This is a genomic window from Nocardiopsis sp. N85 (genome assembly GCF_028882275.1).
Classification (GTDB): domain Bacteria; phylum Actinomycetota; class Actinomycetes; order Streptosporangiales; family Streptosporangiaceae; genus Nocardiopsis; species Nocardiopsis lambiniae.
In genome coordinates, this window is the sequence record NZ_JARBUT010000015.1 from 141,393 (window position 1) to 160,183 (window position 18,791).

17 protein-coding genes are annotated in these 18,791 nt (G+C 71.8%); 6 read left to right on the plus strand and 11 right to left on the minus strand.

What is annotated here, in order from left to right; translation table 11 throughout:
• Positions 1-103 precede the first annotated feature (103 nt).
• The 7 genes from PWG71_RS20425 to PWG71_RS20455 all read right to left on the minus strand — a co-directional run bounded on the left by PWG71_RS20425 (position 104) and on the right by PWG71_RS20455 (position 7,131).
• Positions 104-1,165, minus strand: a complete 1,062-nt coding sequence (locus PWG71_RS20425) for a copper transporter (RefSeq protein ID WP_274811519.1) — start codon at positions 1,163-1,165, stop codon at positions 104-106.
• Complete coding sequence (gene steA, locus PWG71_RS20430; RefSeq protein ID WP_274811539.1) at positions 1,162-2,334, minus strand: putative cytokinetic ring protein SteA; 1,173 nt, start codon at positions 2,332-2,334, stop codon at positions 1,162-1,164. The genes PWG71_RS20425 and steA overlap by 4 nt, the downstream gene beginning before the upstream one ends.
• 205 nt (positions 2,335-2,539) lie before the next feature.
• Entirely contained in the window at positions 2,540-4,249 is a 1,710-nt protein-coding gene (recN, locus tag PWG71_RS20435) for a DNA repair protein RecN (RefSeq protein WP_274811520.1), read from the minus strand.
• Positions 4,250-4,335: 86 nt separating this feature from the next.
• Positions 4,336-5,268, minus strand: a complete 933-nt coding sequence (locus tag PWG71_RS20440) for an NAD kinase (RefSeq protein WP_274811521.1) — start codon at positions 5,266-5,268, stop codon at positions 4,336-4,338.
• A 111-nt stretch (positions 5,269-5,379) separates the two neighbouring features.
• The gene (locus tag PWG71_RS20445; protein WP_274811522.1) at positions 5,380-6,180 is read right to left on the minus strand and encodes a TlyA family RNA methyltransferase; all 801 of its coding nucleotides are present in this window, start codon (positions 6,178-6,180) and stop codon (positions 5,380-5,382) included.
• 6 nt (positions 6,181-6,186) lie between these two features.
• On the minus strand, positions 6,187-6,375 hold the full coding sequence (locus PWG71_RS20450; RefSeq protein ID WP_274811523.1) for a hypothetical protein: 189 nt from the start codon (positions 6,373-6,375) through the stop codon (positions 6,187-6,189).
• A gap of 33 nt (positions 6,376-6,408) precedes the next feature.
• Positions 6,409-7,131: a membrane fusogenic activity family protein gene (locus PWG71_RS20455; RefSeq protein ID WP_274811524.1), complete on the minus strand. Its 723-nt coding sequence runs from the start codon at positions 7,129-7,131 to the stop codon at positions 6,409-6,411.
• A 210-nt stretch (positions 7,132-7,341) separates the two neighbouring features.
• Between PWG71_RS20455 and PWG71_RS20460 the strand changes: the two genes are divergently transcribed.
• On the plus strand, positions 7,342-7,698 hold the full coding sequence (locus PWG71_RS20460) for an SCP2 sterol-binding domain-containing protein (RefSeq protein WP_274811525.1): 357 nt from the start codon (positions 7,342-7,344) through the stop codon (positions 7,696-7,698).
• Positions 7,699-7,718: 20 nt separating this feature from the next.
• On the plus strand, positions 7,719-9,008 hold the full coding sequence (locus PWG71_RS20465) for a DUF1015 domain-containing protein (protein ID WP_274811526.1): 1,290 nt from the start codon (positions 7,719-7,721) through the stop codon (positions 9,006-9,008).
• Between the two features lie 7 nt (positions 9,009-9,015).
• Here PWG71_RS20465 and PWG71_RS20470 read toward each other — a convergent pair whose 3' ends face one another.
• Positions 9,016-10,494, minus strand: coding sequence for a serine hydrolase domain-containing protein (locus tag PWG71_RS20470; RefSeq protein ID WP_274811527.1), 1,479 nt, complete (start codon positions 10,492-10,494; stop codon positions 9,016-9,018).
• Positions 10,495-11,022: 528 nt separating this feature from the next.
• Here PWG71_RS20470 and PWG71_RS20475 point away from each other — a divergent pair.
• Positions 11,023-12,030 (plus strand): HAD-IIA family hydrolase, encoded by a 1,008-nt coding sequence (locus PWG71_RS20475; protein ID WP_274811528.1) that lies wholly within the window; start codon positions 11,023-11,025, stop codon positions 12,028-12,030.
• 707 nt (positions 12,031-12,737) lie between these two features.
• On the opposite strand, the gene PWG71_RS20480 is transcribed toward PWG71_RS20475, so the two are convergent.
• Entirely contained in the window at positions 12,738-13,295 is a 558-nt protein-coding gene (locus tag PWG71_RS20480) for a single-stranded DNA-binding protein (protein WP_274811529.1), read from the minus strand.
• Between the two features lie 297 nt (positions 13,296-13,592).
• Between PWG71_RS20480 and PWG71_RS20485 the strand changes: the two genes are divergently transcribed.
• Both PWG71_RS20485 and PWG71_RS20490 read left to right on the plus strand, forming a co-directional pair.
• On the plus strand, positions 13,593-14,597 hold the full coding sequence (locus PWG71_RS20485; protein ID WP_274811540.1) for an MBL fold metallo-hydrolase: 1,005 nt from the start codon (positions 13,593-13,595) through the stop codon (positions 14,595-14,597).
• Between the two features lie 217 nt (positions 14,598-14,814).
• Entirely contained in the window at positions 14,815-15,759 is a 945-nt protein-coding gene (locus PWG71_RS20490; RefSeq protein ID WP_274811530.1) for an N-acetyltransferase, read from the plus strand.
• Between the two features lie 25 nt (positions 15,760-15,784).
• On the opposite strand, the gene PWG71_RS20495 is transcribed toward PWG71_RS20490, so the two are convergent.
• Positions 15,785-16,192: an NUDIX domain-containing protein gene (locus tag PWG71_RS20495; protein WP_274811541.1), complete on the minus strand. Its 408-nt coding sequence runs from the start codon at positions 16,190-16,192 to the stop codon at positions 15,785-15,787.
• A 65-nt stretch (positions 16,193-16,257) separates the two neighbouring features.
• Positions 16,258-17,259 (minus strand): tetratricopeptide repeat protein, encoded by a 1,002-nt coding sequence (locus PWG71_RS20500; RefSeq protein WP_274811531.1) that lies wholly within the window; start codon positions 17,257-17,259, stop codon positions 16,258-16,260.
• Here PWG71_RS20500 and PWG71_RS20505 point away from each other — a divergent pair.
• Positions 17,191-18,294, plus strand: coding sequence for a hypothetical protein (locus PWG71_RS20505; RefSeq protein ID WP_274811532.1), 1,104 nt, complete (start codon positions 17,191-17,193; stop codon positions 18,292-18,294). The genes PWG71_RS20500 and PWG71_RS20505 overlap by 69 nt on opposite strands.
• Positions 18,295-18,791 lie beyond the last annotated feature (497 nt).

Genomic DNA, 18,791 nt, shown 5'->3' on the forward strand with positions numbered 1-18,791 from the left:
GCCACCACGGCACCGATCACCCCCTGCACGGTGGCCGCGGGCACCGCGGCGACACGCCCTCCGCGACCACCGGCGACGTTCAGGGGCCGAGACGACGTCCCCATCACTCACCGTCCGGGACGACCCGGCGGGCCTCGTCGAGACCGTCCGAGGGCTCCGGGGACGGCTCGGTGTCGGCCGTCCCCCGAGGCTCGGGCAACGGGTCCGGAAGGAAACCGTCCACCCCTGCGCCCACCCCGTAGGCGCCGCCGTCACCGTCGATGTCCTCGGCCAACGCCAGTACCGCCACGATGTCGCCCATCGGCCGCCCCGCCATGTCGACGGTGGCGAAATCGGCCTCCTCCGCGCGGGCCTGGGCGATCATCCCGTGACCGTGCGAGGAGGGCACGTCACCGGTCAGCACCAGTCCCCCGACCCGATCGTGCAGAGCCGACACGAACGCCGTGAGCACCGTGTTCACCGTCTCCCGGTCGTCCCGCCCGGCCTGCTCGGCCGAGGAGGGGGAGACCATCACCACCACGTCGGACCGGCCGGCCGGCTCCCCCCGCACCGTGAGCAGACCGCCCTCGACGAACGCCGCCAACGCCGAGGCCGGATCGTGGCCCCCCTCCTCGGCCTCTTCCCCGTCCTCTTCCCCGTCCTCGTCCTCGTCCTCTTCGGGTTCGGGTACCCGGGCCAGGGCACGGCCGATCTCGATCCCCGCCTTCTCATAGGGTCCCGAACCCGACAAGGACCCGGCGTCGGCGGAGACCTGCAACGCCAGCTCGTCGACGAACGCGGTGTTGGCGGGGTCGACGAACTCCGGGGCGATCTCGACCCGACCGGCGATCCGACCGCCCGCCTCCTCCACACGCTCACCGAGCGAGGCGGCCGTGTCGGCGTCGGCGCCGGGCGCCTGCACCACCACCACGTCCAGCCCCTCCAACCGACCGTCCAGCATGTCCGCCGAGGCCGCGTCGACCATCTGATCGGCACCGGCGTTGACCCGGTCGGCGACATCGCGTTCGGACCGCAGGTCCTCGGTCTGCCCTCGCAGATCGGCGGTCTCGTTCTGCAAGGTGTCGAGCAGCGGATCCTGCAACATGGTGGTGCCCAACACGAGCCCCACCGTCAACGCCAGGAACACCGCGATGATGGACACCAGGTGATAGCGGAAATCGATCACGTGAACAGCCCCGTCAGCCAGTAGGTGAAGGCGTCCCAGCGCGCCGCGAGGAACGTGAGGTAGACCTGCCCGGCCGGGGAACTGTAGGCGGCGACCACGATCGTGAGCAGACAGGCCGCCACCAGCCCGAGCAACGCCCACGGGGAGATCCGCGAACGGTACAGACGGCTGACACCCTTGGCGTCCACGAGTTTGCCGCCCACCCGCAACCGGGTGAGGAAGGTGCTGGCCATCCCCGACCGCCCCTTGTCCAGGAACTCCTCCAACGTGGCGTGGGTGCCCACCGCCACGATGAGAGAGGCACCGGAGCCGTCGGCGAGCATCATCGCCACGTCCTCACTGGTACCGGTCGCGGGGAAGACCACGGCGGCGTGCCCCAGGTCGGTCAGACGCCGCAACCCCGGGGCGCGCCCGTCCCGGTAGGCGTGCACGACCAGCTCGGCGCCACTGGTCAGGGCCCGATCGGACACCGAGTCGAAGTCCCCGACGATGATGTCGGGCCGGTACCCGGCCTCCATGACGGCGTCGGCACCACCGTCCACCGCGATGATGACCGGACGGAACTCGCGGATATAGGGCCGCAGCGCCGAGATGTCCTCCCGGTAGTGGTAGCCGCGCACGACGATCAGGACGTGCCGGCCCTCCATGTCCGTGGCGATCTCGGGGATGCCGATGCCGTCCAGGAGCAGATCGCGTTCATGCTGGAGGTAGGCCATGGTGTTGGCCGCGAACGCCTCCAACTGGGTGGCCAGCCCGGCGCGGGCCTCGGCCATGGCGGCGGCCACCGTCTCGGGGGTCTGCACCACACCCCGGGCCACGACCTCCTCGCCCCGGTACAGCACACCGGCGTCCAGGCGCAGCCGCTCGCCGTCCCCGACCCGCGTGAAGACCTCCGGGTCGACGTCGTCGACCAACGGGATGCCCGCGGCCGTGATCATCTCCGGCCCCTGATTGGGGTAACGGCCGGAGATGCTCCGGGCGACGTTGAGGACCGCGGCGACCCCGCACCCCACCAACGCCTCGGCACTGACCCGGTCCAGGTCCACGTGGTCGATGACCGCGATGTCCCCGGGACGCAACCGCTTGGTCAGGTTCTTGGTGCGCCGGTCCGAGCGCACGGGAGCGACCAGCCCGGTGGGAGGGTCCGCCCGGGCACGGCGGAACCGCATGACCGTGGCGCTGAGTGCATCCGATACCTTCATCGCTGGCATACTGTCAGAAGTCGACTACGCAAAGTCATAAGTGCGTGGTGGTCGGCGTGTTCGGGCTCCGAGCGCCGCACCAGGAGTTCCACGACGACGCTCCACCCCGGTGCCTACCCGCACCCGAGCCCCTTATCCCCCACCGGTCACACCCGGACCGCCCGGGACGACCTCACGCGGCCGGATGCGCCCGCTCAGGATCGGCGTTGACCAACAACTCCTCGGCGTGCGCCCGACCCAGCTCCGAATCCTCAAGACCCGCCAACATCCGCGACAGCTCCCGGACCCGGCCGTCCCGGTCCAAACGCACCACACCGCTCTCGGTGACCAGCCCGTCCGTGGACTTCTCCACCACCAGGTGGGCGTCGGCGAAGGCCGCGACCTGCGGCAGGTGGGTGACCACGATGACCTGGGCCCGGCGCGCCAACCGCGCCAACCGACGCCCGATCTCCACCGCCGCCTTACCGCCCACACCCGCGTCGACCTCGTCGAACACGAACGTCGGCACCGGGTCGGCACCCGCGAACACCACCTCGATCGCCAGCATCACCCGCGACAGCTCACCCCCGGAGGCACCCTTGTGCAGGGGCAGCGGGCGGGCACTGGGGTGGGGCGCCAACAACAGCTCCACCTCGTCACGCCCGTGCGACCCGAACTCCTCACCGGTGGTGATGCGCACGCTCACCCGCGCGTGCGGCATGGCCAACGCCGTCAACTCCTCGGTGACCGCCGCGCCGAACCGCTCGGCCGCCTCGCTGCGGATCCGGGTGAGCTCGCCCGCCCACCGGTCCATCCGCTCGTGCAGCTCCTCGACCTCGGCCCGCAACCCCTCGATGCGCTCGTCGTCGCCCTCCAGCGACGCCAACCGCTTGGCCGCGTCCTCCGCCCACACCAGCACGGCGTCGACCGTCTCGCCGTACTTGCGCGACAACGAGGTCAACAACGACCGCCGCTCCTGCACCTGCGCCAACCGGGCCGGATCGGCGTCCACCGACTCGGCGTAGGACGCCAGCTCCGTGGCGGCGTCGCTCAGGATGTAGGACGCCTCGTCCAGCCGCTCACCGATCGACGCCAACTCCGCGTCGTGCTCGCTCACCGACGCCACCGCCTGACGGGCCGCCGACAACAGCGCGGCCACGTCCACCTCCACATCGGAGGTCGGATCCCCCGCCAGCGCCTCATGCGCGGTGGTCGCCGCCATCCGCAACCCGTCGGCGTGCGCCAACCGGGTCTCCTCCGCCAACAACTCGGCGTCCTCACCCGGCAACGGCTCGGCGGCGGTGATCTCCTCCACCCCGAACCGGAGCATGTCGGCCTCCTGGGCGCGCTCACGCGCCCGCTCCGTCAACTCCGTCAGCTCCGCCGACACCTCACGGTGACGTCGATGCGCCACCGTGTACTGCTTCAACGCCTTGGCCAACTCCTCGCCGGCGAACCGGTCCAACGACGCGCGCTGACGATCGGTGCGCAACAGGCGCTGCTGATCGGACTGGCCGTGCACCGCCACCAGATCATCGGCCAGGTACGCCAACAGGCTCACCGGCGCCGACCGGCCGCCCAACGTCGCACGCGACCGGCCCTCCGCCGACACCGTGCGCGCCACGATCAGCACGTCATCGTCGAGCACACCACCGGCTTCGGAGACCCGCTCGGCCACACGGCCCTCGCGCGGCACCGTCAACCGGCCCTCCACCAGGGCGCGATCGGCCCCGGGACGGACCCGCTGAGGATCGGCCCGGCCACCGAAGAGCAGCCCCAATCCGGTGACGACCATGGTCTTACCCGCGCCGGTCTCACCGGTGACGACGGTCAACCCCGGTGACAGTTCCAACACGGCGTCGTCGATGACCCCGAGTCCCTGGATGCGGACTTCTTCGAGCACCGAACCCTCTCCTGATAGTCGGCCCCACTGTCTTGGCGTTCCCCTCACGGGAACGGCCCGGAACGATCACGCCCTGCCGGGCACGCTCAACGGCCCTGTTCCCCGCGGCCGCGCCAACCCGCGACCGGAAGCCCGAACTTGGCCACCAACCGATCGGTGAAGGGCGCCCGATGCAACCGGGCCAACCGGACCGGCGTATCGGCACGGGTGATCTCCACTCGGGCCCCCGCGGGCAATTCGACCATACGCCGTCCATCACACCAGAGCACGCCCGGCGCCGTGCCCGGCAGCACCTCCAACGCCACCTTCGCCCGCGGCCCCACCACCAACGGCCGGGCGAACAGGGCGTGCGCGCTCAACGGCACCACCAGCAGGGCCTCCACATCCGGCCACACCACCGGACCACCGGCCGAGAAGGCGTGCGCGGTCGATCCCGTGGGAGTGGCGCACACCACGCCGTCGCACGCCCACCGCGACAACGGGCGGCCGTCGATCTCCAGGACCGCCTCCAGGATCCGCCGCGACTCGCCCTTCTCCAAGGTGGCCTCGTTCAACGCCCAGGTGCGCACCGAGGGCACACCGTCGGCACGCCCCCCGTTGAAGACCGCCACCTCCAGGGTCATCCGCTCCTCGACGTCGTAGTTGTGCTCCACGACGCTGTGCACGGTCGCGCCCAGATCCTCGCGCTCGGCCTCGGCCAGGAAGCCCACATGCCCCAGATTGACCCCCAGCAGGGGAGCCCCCGCAGGCCGGGCCAGCTCGGCCGCCCGCAACAGGGTGCCGTCACCGCCCAGCACCATGACCAGTTCCACGCCCTCCGCCGCCGACTCCGGCTCGACGACCTCGACCGGGGAGAGGGCGCACCCCGCCTCGGCGAGTTCGTCGAGCTCCGCCTTGAGCATGCGCACGGTCAACCCGGCACGGCTGAGGCTTTCGTGGACCAGCCACGCGCTGCGCACCGCCGCGGGTCGACCGGTGTGGGCCAGCAGGAGAACACTGCGTCCGCTGGTCCTGGTCATCGTCGTCCCCTTACGTTCACTCCCCCGAAGGCGAGTTCGGATGCGGTCCGGGGCGTGTGAGCCGACCCGGCCGGGTCACGTTACCGGACCCCTGCGACAGGGTGCCACGCCCTAAGCCGGGCCCTCTTCCACCGCCCGCGCCAAACGGGCCGGGTCCAGGGCCGGGGCATCGGCGCGCAACCACAGGAAGTACTCGACGTTGCCCGAGGGCCCCGGCAGCGGGCTCGCGACCACGTCCACCGTGCCCAGTCCCAGGGTCAGGGCGTGGGCGGCCACATCGGCCACCGCCCCGGCCCGCAGCTCCGGCTCACGGACCACGCCCCCGGCGCCCACCCTGTTCTTGCCCACCTCGAACTGGGGCTTGACCATCATGACGAAATCGGCCCCGGGAGCGACACCGTCGCGCAGCGGACCGAGCACCAACTTCAGGGAGATGAACGACAGGTCCCCCACCACCAGGTCGGGGAACGGCTCACCGATCATCTCCGGCGTGAGTTCACGGACGTTGACCCGCTCCATCACCCGCACCCGGTCGTTACTGCGCAACGACCACGCCAACTGCCCGTACCCCACGTCCACGGCCGTCACGTGGGCGGCGCCGCGCCGCAGCAGCACATCGGTGAACCCACCGGTGGAGGCACCCGCGTCCAAGGCCCGCCGATCGGTGACGTCCAGGGAGAACGCGTCCAGGGCACCGATGAGCTTGTGCGCCCCACGGGACACGTACGGGGGTTCGTCGGAAGGAGCGCGCACCACGATGGGCTGATCCTGTCCGACCTGGGTGGCCGCTTTGGAGGCCACGATCCCGGCCACCTTCACGAAACCGCCCTCGATGATCTCGGCCGCGTGGCCGCGTGAGCGTGCGTGCCCGCGACGGACCAGTTCCGCGTCGAGCCGAGTACGTTTTGCCATGATCACCTACGATACCGGCGGTCGCCGGTCGCCTTCCTGATCGAGCGCGCCCAGCACCCCCGACAACTCCCGGTGCAGGGAGTCGAAGACCTCCACGTGCCCGGCGGTGGGACACCCCTCCAGCCCCGCCAACCGCTCCCGGGTGCCCTCCAGCGTCCGGGCGGCCAACACCTCGGCCTGTTCCTTGGGATCCATCGCCCCTCCCGACATCGTCGATCCGCGACGACCCTACTTCTTCGTGGAGCTACGGGCCTTGGTGGTGCGCTTGGCGGTGCCCCCGCGCGCCCGGGTGGTCTTGGCCGCCGCGCCCTTGGCGGGCGCCGCCTTCTTGCGGGCGCCCGGCTTCTCCTCGGACCCGGCGTCCGACCCGGCGTTCGGTTCGGTGTCCGACCCGGTGTCCGGTTCGGCGTCCGACCCGGCCGCGGTGTCCCCCGGAGCCTCCGATCCGGTCACGTCCACCGCCTCCCCCTCGGAGACGGACACCACGTCCGCGCCCTCCTCCACGACCGGCGCGGACTCCAGGACGGCCGCGGGCACGGGCTCCGGAGCGACGGACGTCTCCTCGGCCCGCTCCTGCGGGGCCGGGGCCGCCACCGGCCGCTCCCACCCCTGCCGGGCCGCCAACCGCCGCTCCAACTCCGCCACCCGACGCACCAACCGCTCGTGCTCGGCCCGCGGCACCACGTCCATCCGCTCCAGGCGGTGCTCCACCTCGGCCCGGACCAACTCGGCCAACGCCTCCCGGTTGGCCCGACTGGTCTCCAACAACTCTCCGGCCAGCGCCTGGATGCTCTGACCCACCCGGGGCGGGACCGCGCCCGCGTCCCCGACCGGCGCGCTCGGCCCGCTCGCCCGCAGCAGGGTCTTGGCCGCGGCCACGGCCTCCTTGCGCGAAAGCTCGGTGAGGCCATTGGCGGCATCGAGATACGTGCGCACCGCGTCGACGACCATGATTCGTGTACTCCTTGACGGGCCGGACACAAGAAAGGGGAAACGGCGCCGGAAGCGGGAGGGGCACCGTGCGGTGGGGGGTTTCCCGCACAACGCTACCGGGGCCGCGGAGCCCGTGACACGCGAAACCGGCAGCCCGTCCCCTTCGTCCCTTTGGTCGAACGACGCCACGATCCGGGCACCCCGCCCCGCATAGGGCATCATGTGCCCATGAACAGCATCGACGCATGCCTGGACGGCATCGCGAAGGTCAACGAGCGCATCCTCGCCGAACCCGAGGCCGAACGCCGCAAGCACATCCGCGAACGCACCGTGAGCGTGACCGTCCCCGACCTGGCCACCGTGTTCGACATGCGACTGACCATCGAAGGCCTCACCGACATCACCCACCGCTCCCAGACCGCGCCCGCGCCCCGCCCCCGGGTCCACGTCACCGTCACCGTCACCAGCGACGACCTCGTCGACCTCGCCGGAGGCCGCCTGGACCCGGCCCGCGCCCTCCTCACCCGCCGCGTCAAGGTGGACGCCAGCATGGGCGACCTGTTGCGCCTGCGCAAACTCCTGTGACCGAGCGGTACCTTGCTGGGATGCCACGCCAACCTCTCGAACTCGCGCCCTTCCGCGGACTGCGCTACGCGAACGGGGACCTCGACCGGTTCATCGACGGGGAGTTCGACCTCGCGCGTCTGCTGGCCCCGCCCTACGACGTCCCCGACGCCGAGGAGGCGCGGGCCCTGCAACGCTCCGACCCGCACAACGCCGCCCGGGTCACCCTGCCCTTCGAGCTCAGCCGCCACAGCACCGACGGCACCGAAGGCACCGTGCCACGCCGCTACCGGGCCGCCGCCGCGCTCCTGCACGACTGGGTCGACACCGGCGTGCTCACCCTCGACCCCCTCCCCGCCCTGTACGTCTACGAACAGGTCACCGCGGACGGACGCCGCCAACGCGGACTGATCGGGGACCTGCGCCTGCCCGAGGACGGGGACCCATCGGCGGTCCTGCCCCACGAGGACGTGGCCGACGCCCCGGTCCACGACCGCTTCACCCTCATGAGGGTCGCCAGGGCCAACCTCGAACCGATCTTCCTGCTCTACCGCGGCGCGGGCGGCGCCGCCTCCATCACCACCGAGACCGTCACCGACCCGCCCCTGGTGGAGACCCGCACCCGCGACGGCGCCGAACACCGCCTCTGGGCGATCACCGACCCCGACGTCCACACCCGCGTCGCCGCCGACCTGGCCGACCGCTCCGCCCTCATCGCCGACGGCCACCACCGCTACGCCGCCTACCGACGCCTGCGCGCCGCCCACACCGACCCCGGCTGGCGGCACGGACTCGCCCTCCTCGTGGACAGCGACACCCACCCGCCCCGCCTGGGCGCCATCCACCGGGTCCTGCCCGGCCTGCGCACCGAGGACGCGATCGCCGCGGCCCGGACCGTGGCCGCCGTCGAGACCGTCGACCGGCCGTCCGCGCACGCCTTCGACACCGTCGAGGGACCCGCTCTCCTGCTGGCCTCCCCCGAGGGCGACACCCACCTGGTACACGACTTCGACGAGAACGCCCTGGCCAGCGCCATGCCCGACCGGTCCCCCTCATGGCGCCACCTGCCCACCGCCGCCCTCCACGAGGTGCTGCTGCCGCTGTGGAACATCTCCGAGGAGGCGGTGCGCATGGTCCACGACGATCCCGCCGAGGCCGTGGCCGCCGCCCACCACGAGAAGGGCACCGCCGTCATCGTGCCCGCCCTCGACGTCCACCTGGTCTACGAGATCGCCGCCCAGGGCGAACTGACCCCGCGCAAATCCACCTCCTTCGGCCCCAAACCGCGCACCGGACTGGTCATGCGGCTCCTGGACACCTCCGACCGCTGACCCCGCCTCACCGGGCCGCCGCCGGTGCGGCGGCCCGCCGGACCAGGACACCGACGCGCACCGCCCACACCACCGTCGCCACCAGGAACACCACCCACGTCGGCACCGTGTACAACGCCTGCGTCCACGTGAGGTCACGGCCTCCCGCCAACGCGGAGATCCACCGGTGCGGGAACAACGCCGCGGCCACCACCACCGCCGCACCGAGCGCCCCCACCGGGAACCGCCACCGGCGCCCCCGCACCGCCAGGGCCCACCCCGGAGCACGACGCACACCCCGCACCGCGAAGAACACCACCACCCCCATCGAGACGACCAGCACCACGTCCACCACCAGGAGCCACACCCCGACCGGGGCCGGCGGCTCCACCCCCTCGGCCAAGGCGACCAGCCCCCACATCAGGTTCGCGGCGTCCCCGGACCCCAGACCGGTACCGGTCATGACCGCGATCCCCACACCGCTCTCGGGCAACAACGCCTGGTGGGCGGTATAGGTGAACTCGATTCCACCGTGGGAGATCAGCGGCGCGCCCGTCCCGGTCCGCCCCACGCTCCAGCCGAGCGCCCTGTCCCCGCCCGGCCCCTCTCCGCCGAGCGGAGCGAGGGTTGCCTCCCATCCCCCCGGCGACAGGACCCGCCCACCGTCGGGACCCGCACCACCGCTGTACTGGGCGATGAGCCACCGAGCCATGTCGTCCGCCGTGGAGACCATGCCGCCCGAACCGTTGACATACCCCTCCGGCTCCGGCAGGGCCACGGCCCGCCCCAGGACCGACACGTGCCCCGACGCCACCCCCGCCGTGAAGACCTCCTCCGCCGTGTCCACGGTGACGGTGTCGACCATCCCCAACGGCACCGGCACACGCTCGTCCAGAACCTCGGCGAAGGGCCGCCCCTCCACCACCTCCACCATCCGCGCCAACACGTGGTAGTTCGGGTTGTGGTAGTGCTCCTCGGCCCCCGGATCGGCGACCAGGGCGGCGTCGGACAGCCGGGCCACCGCACCCTCCGGATCCCCCGGTGTCGGCTCGCTCTTCTCCCGGAACCCGACATCGGACATGCCCGAGGTGTGCGTGAGCAACTGCCGCACCGTGATCTCGTCCCCGCGCGGGTCGTCGACGGCGAACTCCGGCAGACGCGCCACCACCGGATCGTCCAAGGCGATCGCACCGTCCTCCACCAGGCCCATGACGGTGACCGCCGTGAACGCCTTACCGACCGAGGCCGTCCCCATCGGAGTGCGGGCGCTCATCGGCCCACCGCGGGAATCGACCCCGTACCCGCCCGCCCGCACCACCTCCGTCCCCCGGGTGACGGCCACGGCCGCACCCGGCAACGGCGTGGCGTCCAGATAATCGGCCACGTACGCGTCCACGGCCTCGGCCGTGAGCGGTGTCTCCGCCCCGGGAGAGGCGAAGGCGGGGGAAGGCGCGGGAACGACGAGGGCCGTGGCCAGCGATACCGTGATGGTGATCCGGGAGAACATGCGACCATGCTCGCCGCGCGCCCCCGTCCCCCACCACACGGTCACCCGCACGGTCGCCCTGCGGTCGCCCCCACCCCCACCCCGGGGAGCGCACCCCCCGCACCCGCACGAGACCCCGAGGCCCCGCAGCCCCGAGGCCACCACATGATCCCGGGAAGCACACGCACCCGTCGCGCACACGAGGAAACCGCCTGCGACGGCCCGACCGGACGCTCCGCGCACCCGCACCCCCTCCCCCACGACCCGACCGCCCCTGGACCGGGCCCGGCGACACCGCCACGGACTCCGACGACCTCCCCACCCCGAGCCCGGCCCGGAAGGCCACCGGACCGGCACCCCCGACCGGACCGACCCCGCGACGACCCACCCGACCTCCGCCGCGAACACCGCCACCACCCACCGGACACCGCCGCCGAACCCGTGCGACGCAACGCACACCCCGCCCGGCGGCGCCCGCTCCCTCCTCTCAGGAGGTGGGCCGTACCCTGAAGGACGTCCACCGCCACCACACGGAACGGGTCCGCCGCCATGTCCCTGCTCGCCGCCGAGCACCCCTTGAGCACGATCCACGACGCGCTGCTCCTGGACCTGGACGGGGTCGTCTACATCGGCCCGCACGCCGTGCCCGCCGCCCCCGAGGCGATCGACAAGGCCCGCGCCGCGGGCGCACGGGTGGCGTTCGTGACCAACAACGCCGGACGCACCCCCGCCCGGATCGCCGAACACCTCACCCACCTGGGCGTCGACGCCACCCCGCAGGACGTGGTGACCTCCGCCGAGGCCGCCGCCCGCCTCATCTCCCAACGCCACCCCGCCGGCTCCGAGGTCCTCGTGGTCGGTGACACCGGTCTGCGCCAAGCGGTGCGCCGCATGGGCCTGAAGCCGGTCACCGTGGCCACCGACTCCGTGGTCGCCGTGGTGCAGGGCTACTCGCGCAACATGACCCGCGACCTGCTCGACCAGGGCACCCTGGCAGTGGCGCGCGGCGCCTTCTACGTCGCCGCCAACGCCGACGCCACCGCCCCCACCGAATGGGGCACCACCCCGGCCAACGGCTCCTTCGTCCGTGTGATCGCACACGCCACCGGCGTCGAACCGGTCATCGCCGGCAAACCCATGCGCCCCCTGCACGAGGAGGGCATACGCCGAACCGGGGCCCGCCACCCGCTCATCGTCGGCGACCGGTTGGACACCGACATCGAGGGCGCCATCGTGCACGGCGCGGCCGGCCTGCTCGTGCTCTCGGGGGTGACCACCCCGCTGGACCTGCTCGCGGCCCCCGAGCACCAACGCCCCGACTACCTCTCCTGGGACGTGTCGGGCATGAACCACACCCACCCGGCCGTCGACCTCCTCGACAACGGGGCCCGCTGCGGCGGATGGACCGTCACCCTGATCGACGGCGCCCCCGCCCTGACCGGTTCCGGCGACCGCTTGGACGGCCTGCGCGCACTGTGCGCCGCCGTGTGGGCAGCCCCGACGACGGACCCGACCGGCCCGGCCGCACGCGCCGCCCTGAACCGCCTGGGCTGGTGACCCCACCGGCAGCGACATCCACCCCGGCCGGAACGCCTCCCCGTGCGGGGACGATCCACGCCCCCGGTCACCCATCCGGCCCACGCCCGGCCCGGTGCCACCCCCGGCCCTCGATGGCGGCGACGGACAACGGCCCTCCCGTTTCCGACCGGGCGCACCCTCCCCCGGAGCCCGCATCCCCACCCGACCCACGTCCGACACCCCACCGGCCCCGGACCGACCTCCGACCTCCCCGGGCGCCGATCGGCGCGGAGCACCCCGCCCACATGGGTCCTCCCCCGACGGCCGCGCCCCCGCCCGACCCGCGCCCGACACCCCACCGGACCCGGGCGTGAGGGGCACCGACGAACAAGGGCGAACGCCGTGGGAGCGGCCTTCCGCGGGAGGACGGTCCCGCGACGACGGGGGCGTGCCACACGGCTCCCGTCCTTCCCCCAGACCGCGCGACGGCGCGTGCGAAGGTCGGAAACGCGGCGCACCGGGCCCGAGCCACCTCCCACGCCACGAGCACGACCCCCGTGCGCCGGCGGCCACCGGACCCGCCACCGGACTCCGAAGAGGGGCCCGGCGCCGGGAACGCACGCACGACACCACCGTGACGACGGCGCGGACGGCACGGCGCACACCCCGCACCACGCAGGAACGCCGGGACCGGACGGCCGCGACCACCGCGGGGGACCGCGACCTCGACAGCCGGCTCCACCGGTTCACCGCCCATCCCTCTCACCGAAGGAGACCGCGAAAGGCACCGCCGAGGCGACCGGCCCGCCATCACCGAGGGCCGCGACGGACTCCCCCACCGGGTCATGACGGCGCACCAGCTCCACCGCACCGGCCTCCACCTCATAGGTGATGCGGACACCCGACCGCCCCTGCCAGGCCCGACGGCGCAACCCGCCCATCACCCGAACGACATCACCCGATCGCCACTCCCGGACCTCCGTGTGCAACCCGGGGTCGAAGCTGACGCAGTAGATCGAATCGGAGCGCCGTCCCGGAAAACCATCCACGGGAGACCTGCTCACACAGATCCGCCACGAGGCCAGCCAATCCCCGCTCGGTATCTCCCGGAACACCGCCTCGGAGGTGATCCGCCCCACCAGCAGCACCTCGTTGAAGTGCTCCTCGTCCTCGACCCCCCGCCGAAGGGACGTCGCCTCCCCCGGACCGACGTCCCCCACCGCCGGGGACCCCCGCCCCGCCCCACCGGAACCGGGCTGCCGGGCCGTGACCCCCACCGCGATCCGCGCACCGTCCTGCTGCATGTGTCCTCCAAAGCCCTGAGGCGTCGAACATGAGGGGAAGAGCGACACGACGCGTGGCGTGTACGCGGCACCGAGGGACCGCGATGGCCGAAGACGCGCGCTCTCGATACTCAGGATCACCGCCCACCGGCCCCGGCGAAAGAGGCGGATCGCGCCTGTGGAAAACCACCTCGGCCGGACGCCGCCCGATGATCCCCGCCCCGACACGGGCGATCACCGCCCGCGTGTCCTAGAGTCGGATTCGGATCCGGTTCCTCCCGGACCCCACGACGACCAGAGGGAACAGGGGTGCCTACCGTGCACGACGACGTGGACGTGAGCCGCCTGCCCGAGGGGATCACCCCCCTGGGCAACGACATCTTCGCCATCGACACGATGCTCGCCGGTTATCCCGGAATCGTGTCCAGCTACCTCATCCGCACCGAACGCCCCTGCATCGTCGAGGTCGGCACCGCCGGTTCGGCGCGGATCCTGCACGACGCCGTCGTCGCCCTGGGCCTGGCCCCGGCCGACCTGGCCACCATCGTCGTCACCCACATCCACCTCGACCACGCCGGGGGCACCGGTGACATGGCCGCCCTCTTCCCCAACGCCGAGATCGTCGTGCACGAACGCGGCGCCCGACACCTGGCCGACCCCGGTCGGCTCATGCGCAGCGCCGCCATGGTCTGGGGCGACCGCCTCGATACCCTCTTCGGTCGCATGAGCCCCACCGAGGCCCGACGCATCCGCTCCGTGTCCGAGACCGGCGAGATCGACCTGGGCGGCGGCCGTCAACTCGTCACCCACTACGCCCCCGGCCACGCCAAACACCACATGGGCCTGGTCGACACCCTCACCGGCGACCTGTACGTGGGCGACGCCCTGGGCGTGTACAACCCGCTCACCGGCGACGTCCGACCCGCCACGCCCCCGCCGGACTTCGACCTGGAGGCCTGCCTGCGCACCCTGCGCCTGTTCGGCGACATCAACGCGCAGCGTCTGATGTTCTCCCACTTCGGAGCGGTCGACACGGTCTCCGAGACCATCGACCGGGCCGAGGCCGAACTGCGCCTGTGGGTGGACACGGTGCGCGAATCACACGGTTCCGTCGGCGACCTCGACCACGCCATCGCCATGGTCCGCGACAAGGTGATCACCCGCTACCGCCCGCTGCCCCCGGACGCCTCACCCGAGGCCGCCGCCGTCCTGGACACCCTGAGCGGCGCCGAGGCCAACGTGTCCGGCATCGTGCACTGGCTCGACCGCCTGGAACGGGAACGCGCCGAGGCCGAGCGCGGGGAACGCGAAGACCGGGCCTGAACCGGGACCCGGGCGGGGGCGTCACCCGACCACCGGTCGGATCCGGGCGACGCTCCCTGCCCGGGGGCGCACCGGCAGCGGGACGCGCGCCGACGGAAGGACCACGGTTCGCCGAACGGCGACCGGCCGCGGACCTCACGGCGACCGCTCCCACCGCGGCCCCCGCCCCCGGAAAACCGCGTGCGGGAGGCGACACGGCTCACCTAGGCTCGCCGCCATGACATTCGAGATCCGGCCGCTGGCCGTGGAGGACATCCCCACGGTCCTCCCCCTGGCCCGTGCCTGTCACCCCTACCGGGTCCTCACCGAAGAGGCCGTGCGCTGGCGGATGACCAACGAGTCGGACCACGTGAAGGACCGGCCGTTCATCGCGGCGGACCCCCGGGGGAACGCGGTCGGCTTCCTCCGCTCCCTGCTCTCCGCACCCGAGGGGACCACACCGCGGGGCCTGACCTTCGTCGTCTCCATCGCCGAACCGTACCGAGGCACCGACCTGGCGGATCACCTGATCACCGCCTCCGAGGCGTCCCTGGTGGAACAGGGCGCCCGGGTCCTGCGCACCGAGGTCGCCGACGAGCCCGTCCAGGCCGGGAGCGCACCGCTCCGCGAGGTCGTACGGGAGCACGGCTACACGGAAGAGGGCACCCACCACATCCTGGGCCTGGACCTGTCCCTGCTGCCGCCGGCCCCCGAACCCCCCGCAGGCGTCGAACTACGGACCTTCCGCGACTACGCCGACGCTCCCCGGCAGGTCTACGAACTCGACCGGCTCACCAGCGCCGACGAACCCGGCCCGGCCCACGAGGAGGGGTTCATGTCCTTCGAGGAATGGCTCCAGGGCCCGTGGAGCCATCCCCTGAGCGACCTGGACCTGAGCCTGGTCTTCCTGCACGAGGGCACCCCGGCCGGGATCACCTGTTACGGATCCGACCGCCGCACCCGCCTGGAGTCGTCGATGACGGGGACCCTGCGGAAGTACCGGGGACTCGGCCTGGCCGGATACGCCAAACACGTCGCCCTCCTGCGCGCACGCGAACGCGGCATCACCCACGCCTCCACCGGCAATCACGAGGCCAACGCACCGATGCTGGCCATCAACCGCCGGCTCGGCTACACCCTTCTCGGCGAGGAGACCGACTACATCAAGCGGCTCGACGGCTGACACGTCCGCCTCGGAGAACGCCCCATCAGACGGGCCGCGCCCCCGGCAGACCCAGGACCAGCAACAGGTGGGCATAGAGCCCGTCCGCCCAGGAGAGCTCCTCATCGGACGGCAGAACGTCGAACTCCCGGACCTCCACCGTCTCGAACTCCCCGGTGAGCGGTGCCAGGTCGACGACCTGCGCGTGCGTGACGACGGTGACGTGACCGGCCGAGAGAACGTAGTACCCGGCCACTCGGACCTCACCGAGGGTCGCCCCGGCCTCCTCCGCGGCCTCACGGCGCGCCGTGTCCAGGACGCTCTCACCCTCCTCGGCGTGCCCACCGGGGAACTCCCAGGCGCGATGGCGGTTGCGGACCAGCAGCGGCCGGTCCCCCCGGTAGGTCAGACACACCACGGAATGGTGGACCTCGGGAAGGACCCCCAGACGCACGACGGCACCGCCGAGCGGTTCGGATCCGCCCGACGGTGCCATGGGTTCACGCCCTCGTGCCGAGGTCAGTCACGCTCCCGGACGTCACGGTCATCGGGACGACCGTCGGGCTCCCCGCTCGCCTCGGTCTCGGCGACGCCGTCCTCGGTACCGGCACCGGACACCGTCCCGGACTCTCGCTCGGGCTCGGGCTCGGGCTCGGTCACCGACGCATCGTCGGGTCCGGGCTCGTCGGAAGCCTCGACGGCCTCCTCGTCCTCGGTGTCCACGACGTCCTCGTCGTCATCACCTTGAACGTCGTCACGAACATGACGGTGGTCGCGGTCGTGGTCACGACCTAGCTCGACCGTGGGAGCGGACGGCGTCTCTTCCGGCTCCTCGAAGTCCTGCTCCTCGGCGTCGGTCCAGACGATGCCGTCCTCCAGGTCGACATCGACCAGCTCGACGCCCTCCAGGGTCGCCAGACGCTCATCGGCGTCGGTCACCCCGTCGGTGTCGACGGCGGCCGCTCGGGAGAAGTACTCGCGAGCGTCCTCCTCACGGCCGAGTTCCTCCAGGACATCGGCGTAGGCGTAGAACAGACGCGCGATCCACGGCCGGGCCCGACGTTCCTTCAGCTCCGGGACCTGCAACTCGGCGAGCGCGCCCTTGGGGTCGCCCATGTCCCGCCGCGCCCCGGAGGCGACGATGCGCAACTCGATCCGCTCCTCGGCGTCGAGCGCCTCGGCCGCCGGGTCCCCGGTGATCTCCAAGGCCCGCTCGGGGCGGCCCAGTCCGCGTTCACAGTCGGCCATGACCGCGAGGAAGTTGTCGCGCCCGCTCATCCGCCGTGCGGCGCGCAGGTCCGACAGGGCCTCCTGCCACTTGCCCACCGTGTAGGCGGCGACACCGGAGGCCTCACGGACACTCGGGAGACGGGACGCCTTGCGGCGGGCGTAGGAGGCGTGCACGTAGGCCCGCTCCGGGTCCTCGTCCATGAGCAGACCCGCGGCGACGATGTGCTTGCCGACCAGTTCGGCCAGAGACTTGGGCAGAGAGTTGAGGTCGCGCCTGGTGTCGGCGTCCAACTGGTCGTAGGTCGCCTCTTCGGGAAGCTGGGGAGCGATGTCCGCGGGATCGCGGTCCTCACGGGGAGGACGACGGTCATCGCGGTAACCGCCCCGGTCGTTGCGGAAGCCGCCCCCACGATGGTCGTCCCGGCGATCACGGTCGCCCCGGTATCCACCACCGCGACGGTCGTCCCGGCCCTGGTACCCACCGCGGTCATCGCGCGGACCACTACGGTCACGGTCCCCACGGAACCCACCACGATCGTCACGCGGACCACTACGGTCGTCCCGACGGTCGTTGCGGAACCCACCACGGTCATCACGCGGACCACTACGGTCACGGTCCCCACGGAACCCACCACGATCGTCACGCGGACCACTACGGTCGTCCCGACGGTCGTTGCGGAACCCACCACGGTCATCACGCGGACCACTACGGTCACGGTCCCCACGGAACCCACCACGATCGTCACGCGGACCACTACGGTCGTCCCGACGGTCGTTGCGGAACCCACCACGGTCATCACGCGGACCACTACGGTCACGGTCCCCACGGAACCCACCACGATCGTCACGCGGACCACTACGGTCGTCCCGACGGTCACGGTCGCCACGGAAACCACCGCGATCACCGTCCTGAACCCGGTCGTTACGGTAGCCGCCACGGGCACCCTGGTAGCCGCCCCGGTCGTCCCGACGGTTACGGTCGCCACCGGAACCACCGCGATCACGGTCTTGGTTCCGGTCCCCGCGGTACCCACCGCGATCATCGCGGGAGCCGCCTCTGTCATCGCGACGGTCGCTGCGGTACCCACCACGGTTCCGGTCGTCACCACGGAAACCACCGTGCCGGTCATCCCGGCCTCGGTCGTCTCTAGGGCCCTCATAGCCGGAACGGGAGCGGGGCCCGTCACCGCGTCCCCGACCGTCAGAGGCACCGGAGCGGCCACTGTTGTGCTCGTTTGCTCCGGAGTCCTCGCGGTCTCCCGATCGGCTGTCCTCAGTCATCCAACCCGTCCGTCAACACTCAAAAGCGCTGCCACTGAGCAGTAGCAGCGCGTCATGGTAATCGTGTCCTCCAGCTTACGTCATGGAGTCGGTGGGGACCGCCAAAGTCCGAGTGCTCAAAGTCCCAGCCCGAGGCGAAATAGAGGCCTTGGCAAAGAGCACGAGCTACCCGGGCGGTCCGGGCGTGAAGACGAAGCCCGACCTGCGACGGGCCGCTTTCCCAGGTTCCGACCATAGCCGTGGAAGGTACGTTCCCGGGTTCTCGCTTTCCCTTTGGATCGGGCCATGGGCTGGGGCCCGGTGGTAGGGACGGGCGCGAACCCGCCCCCGACCACCACGACCCAGCCGAACACGAAAAAAAGCACCCCCCCACCCCACACCACCCCACACACACAAAAAAAGGGGGGCCGCCCACGGCGACCCCCCCAACACACCAACCCCACACACAGGGAAAGCCCCCCACCCCCAAAAAAAAGAGGACGGAAGGCTCTCAACCCGAAAAAAAACCGTGGCGGCAACCTACTCTCCCACCCCACCACAGG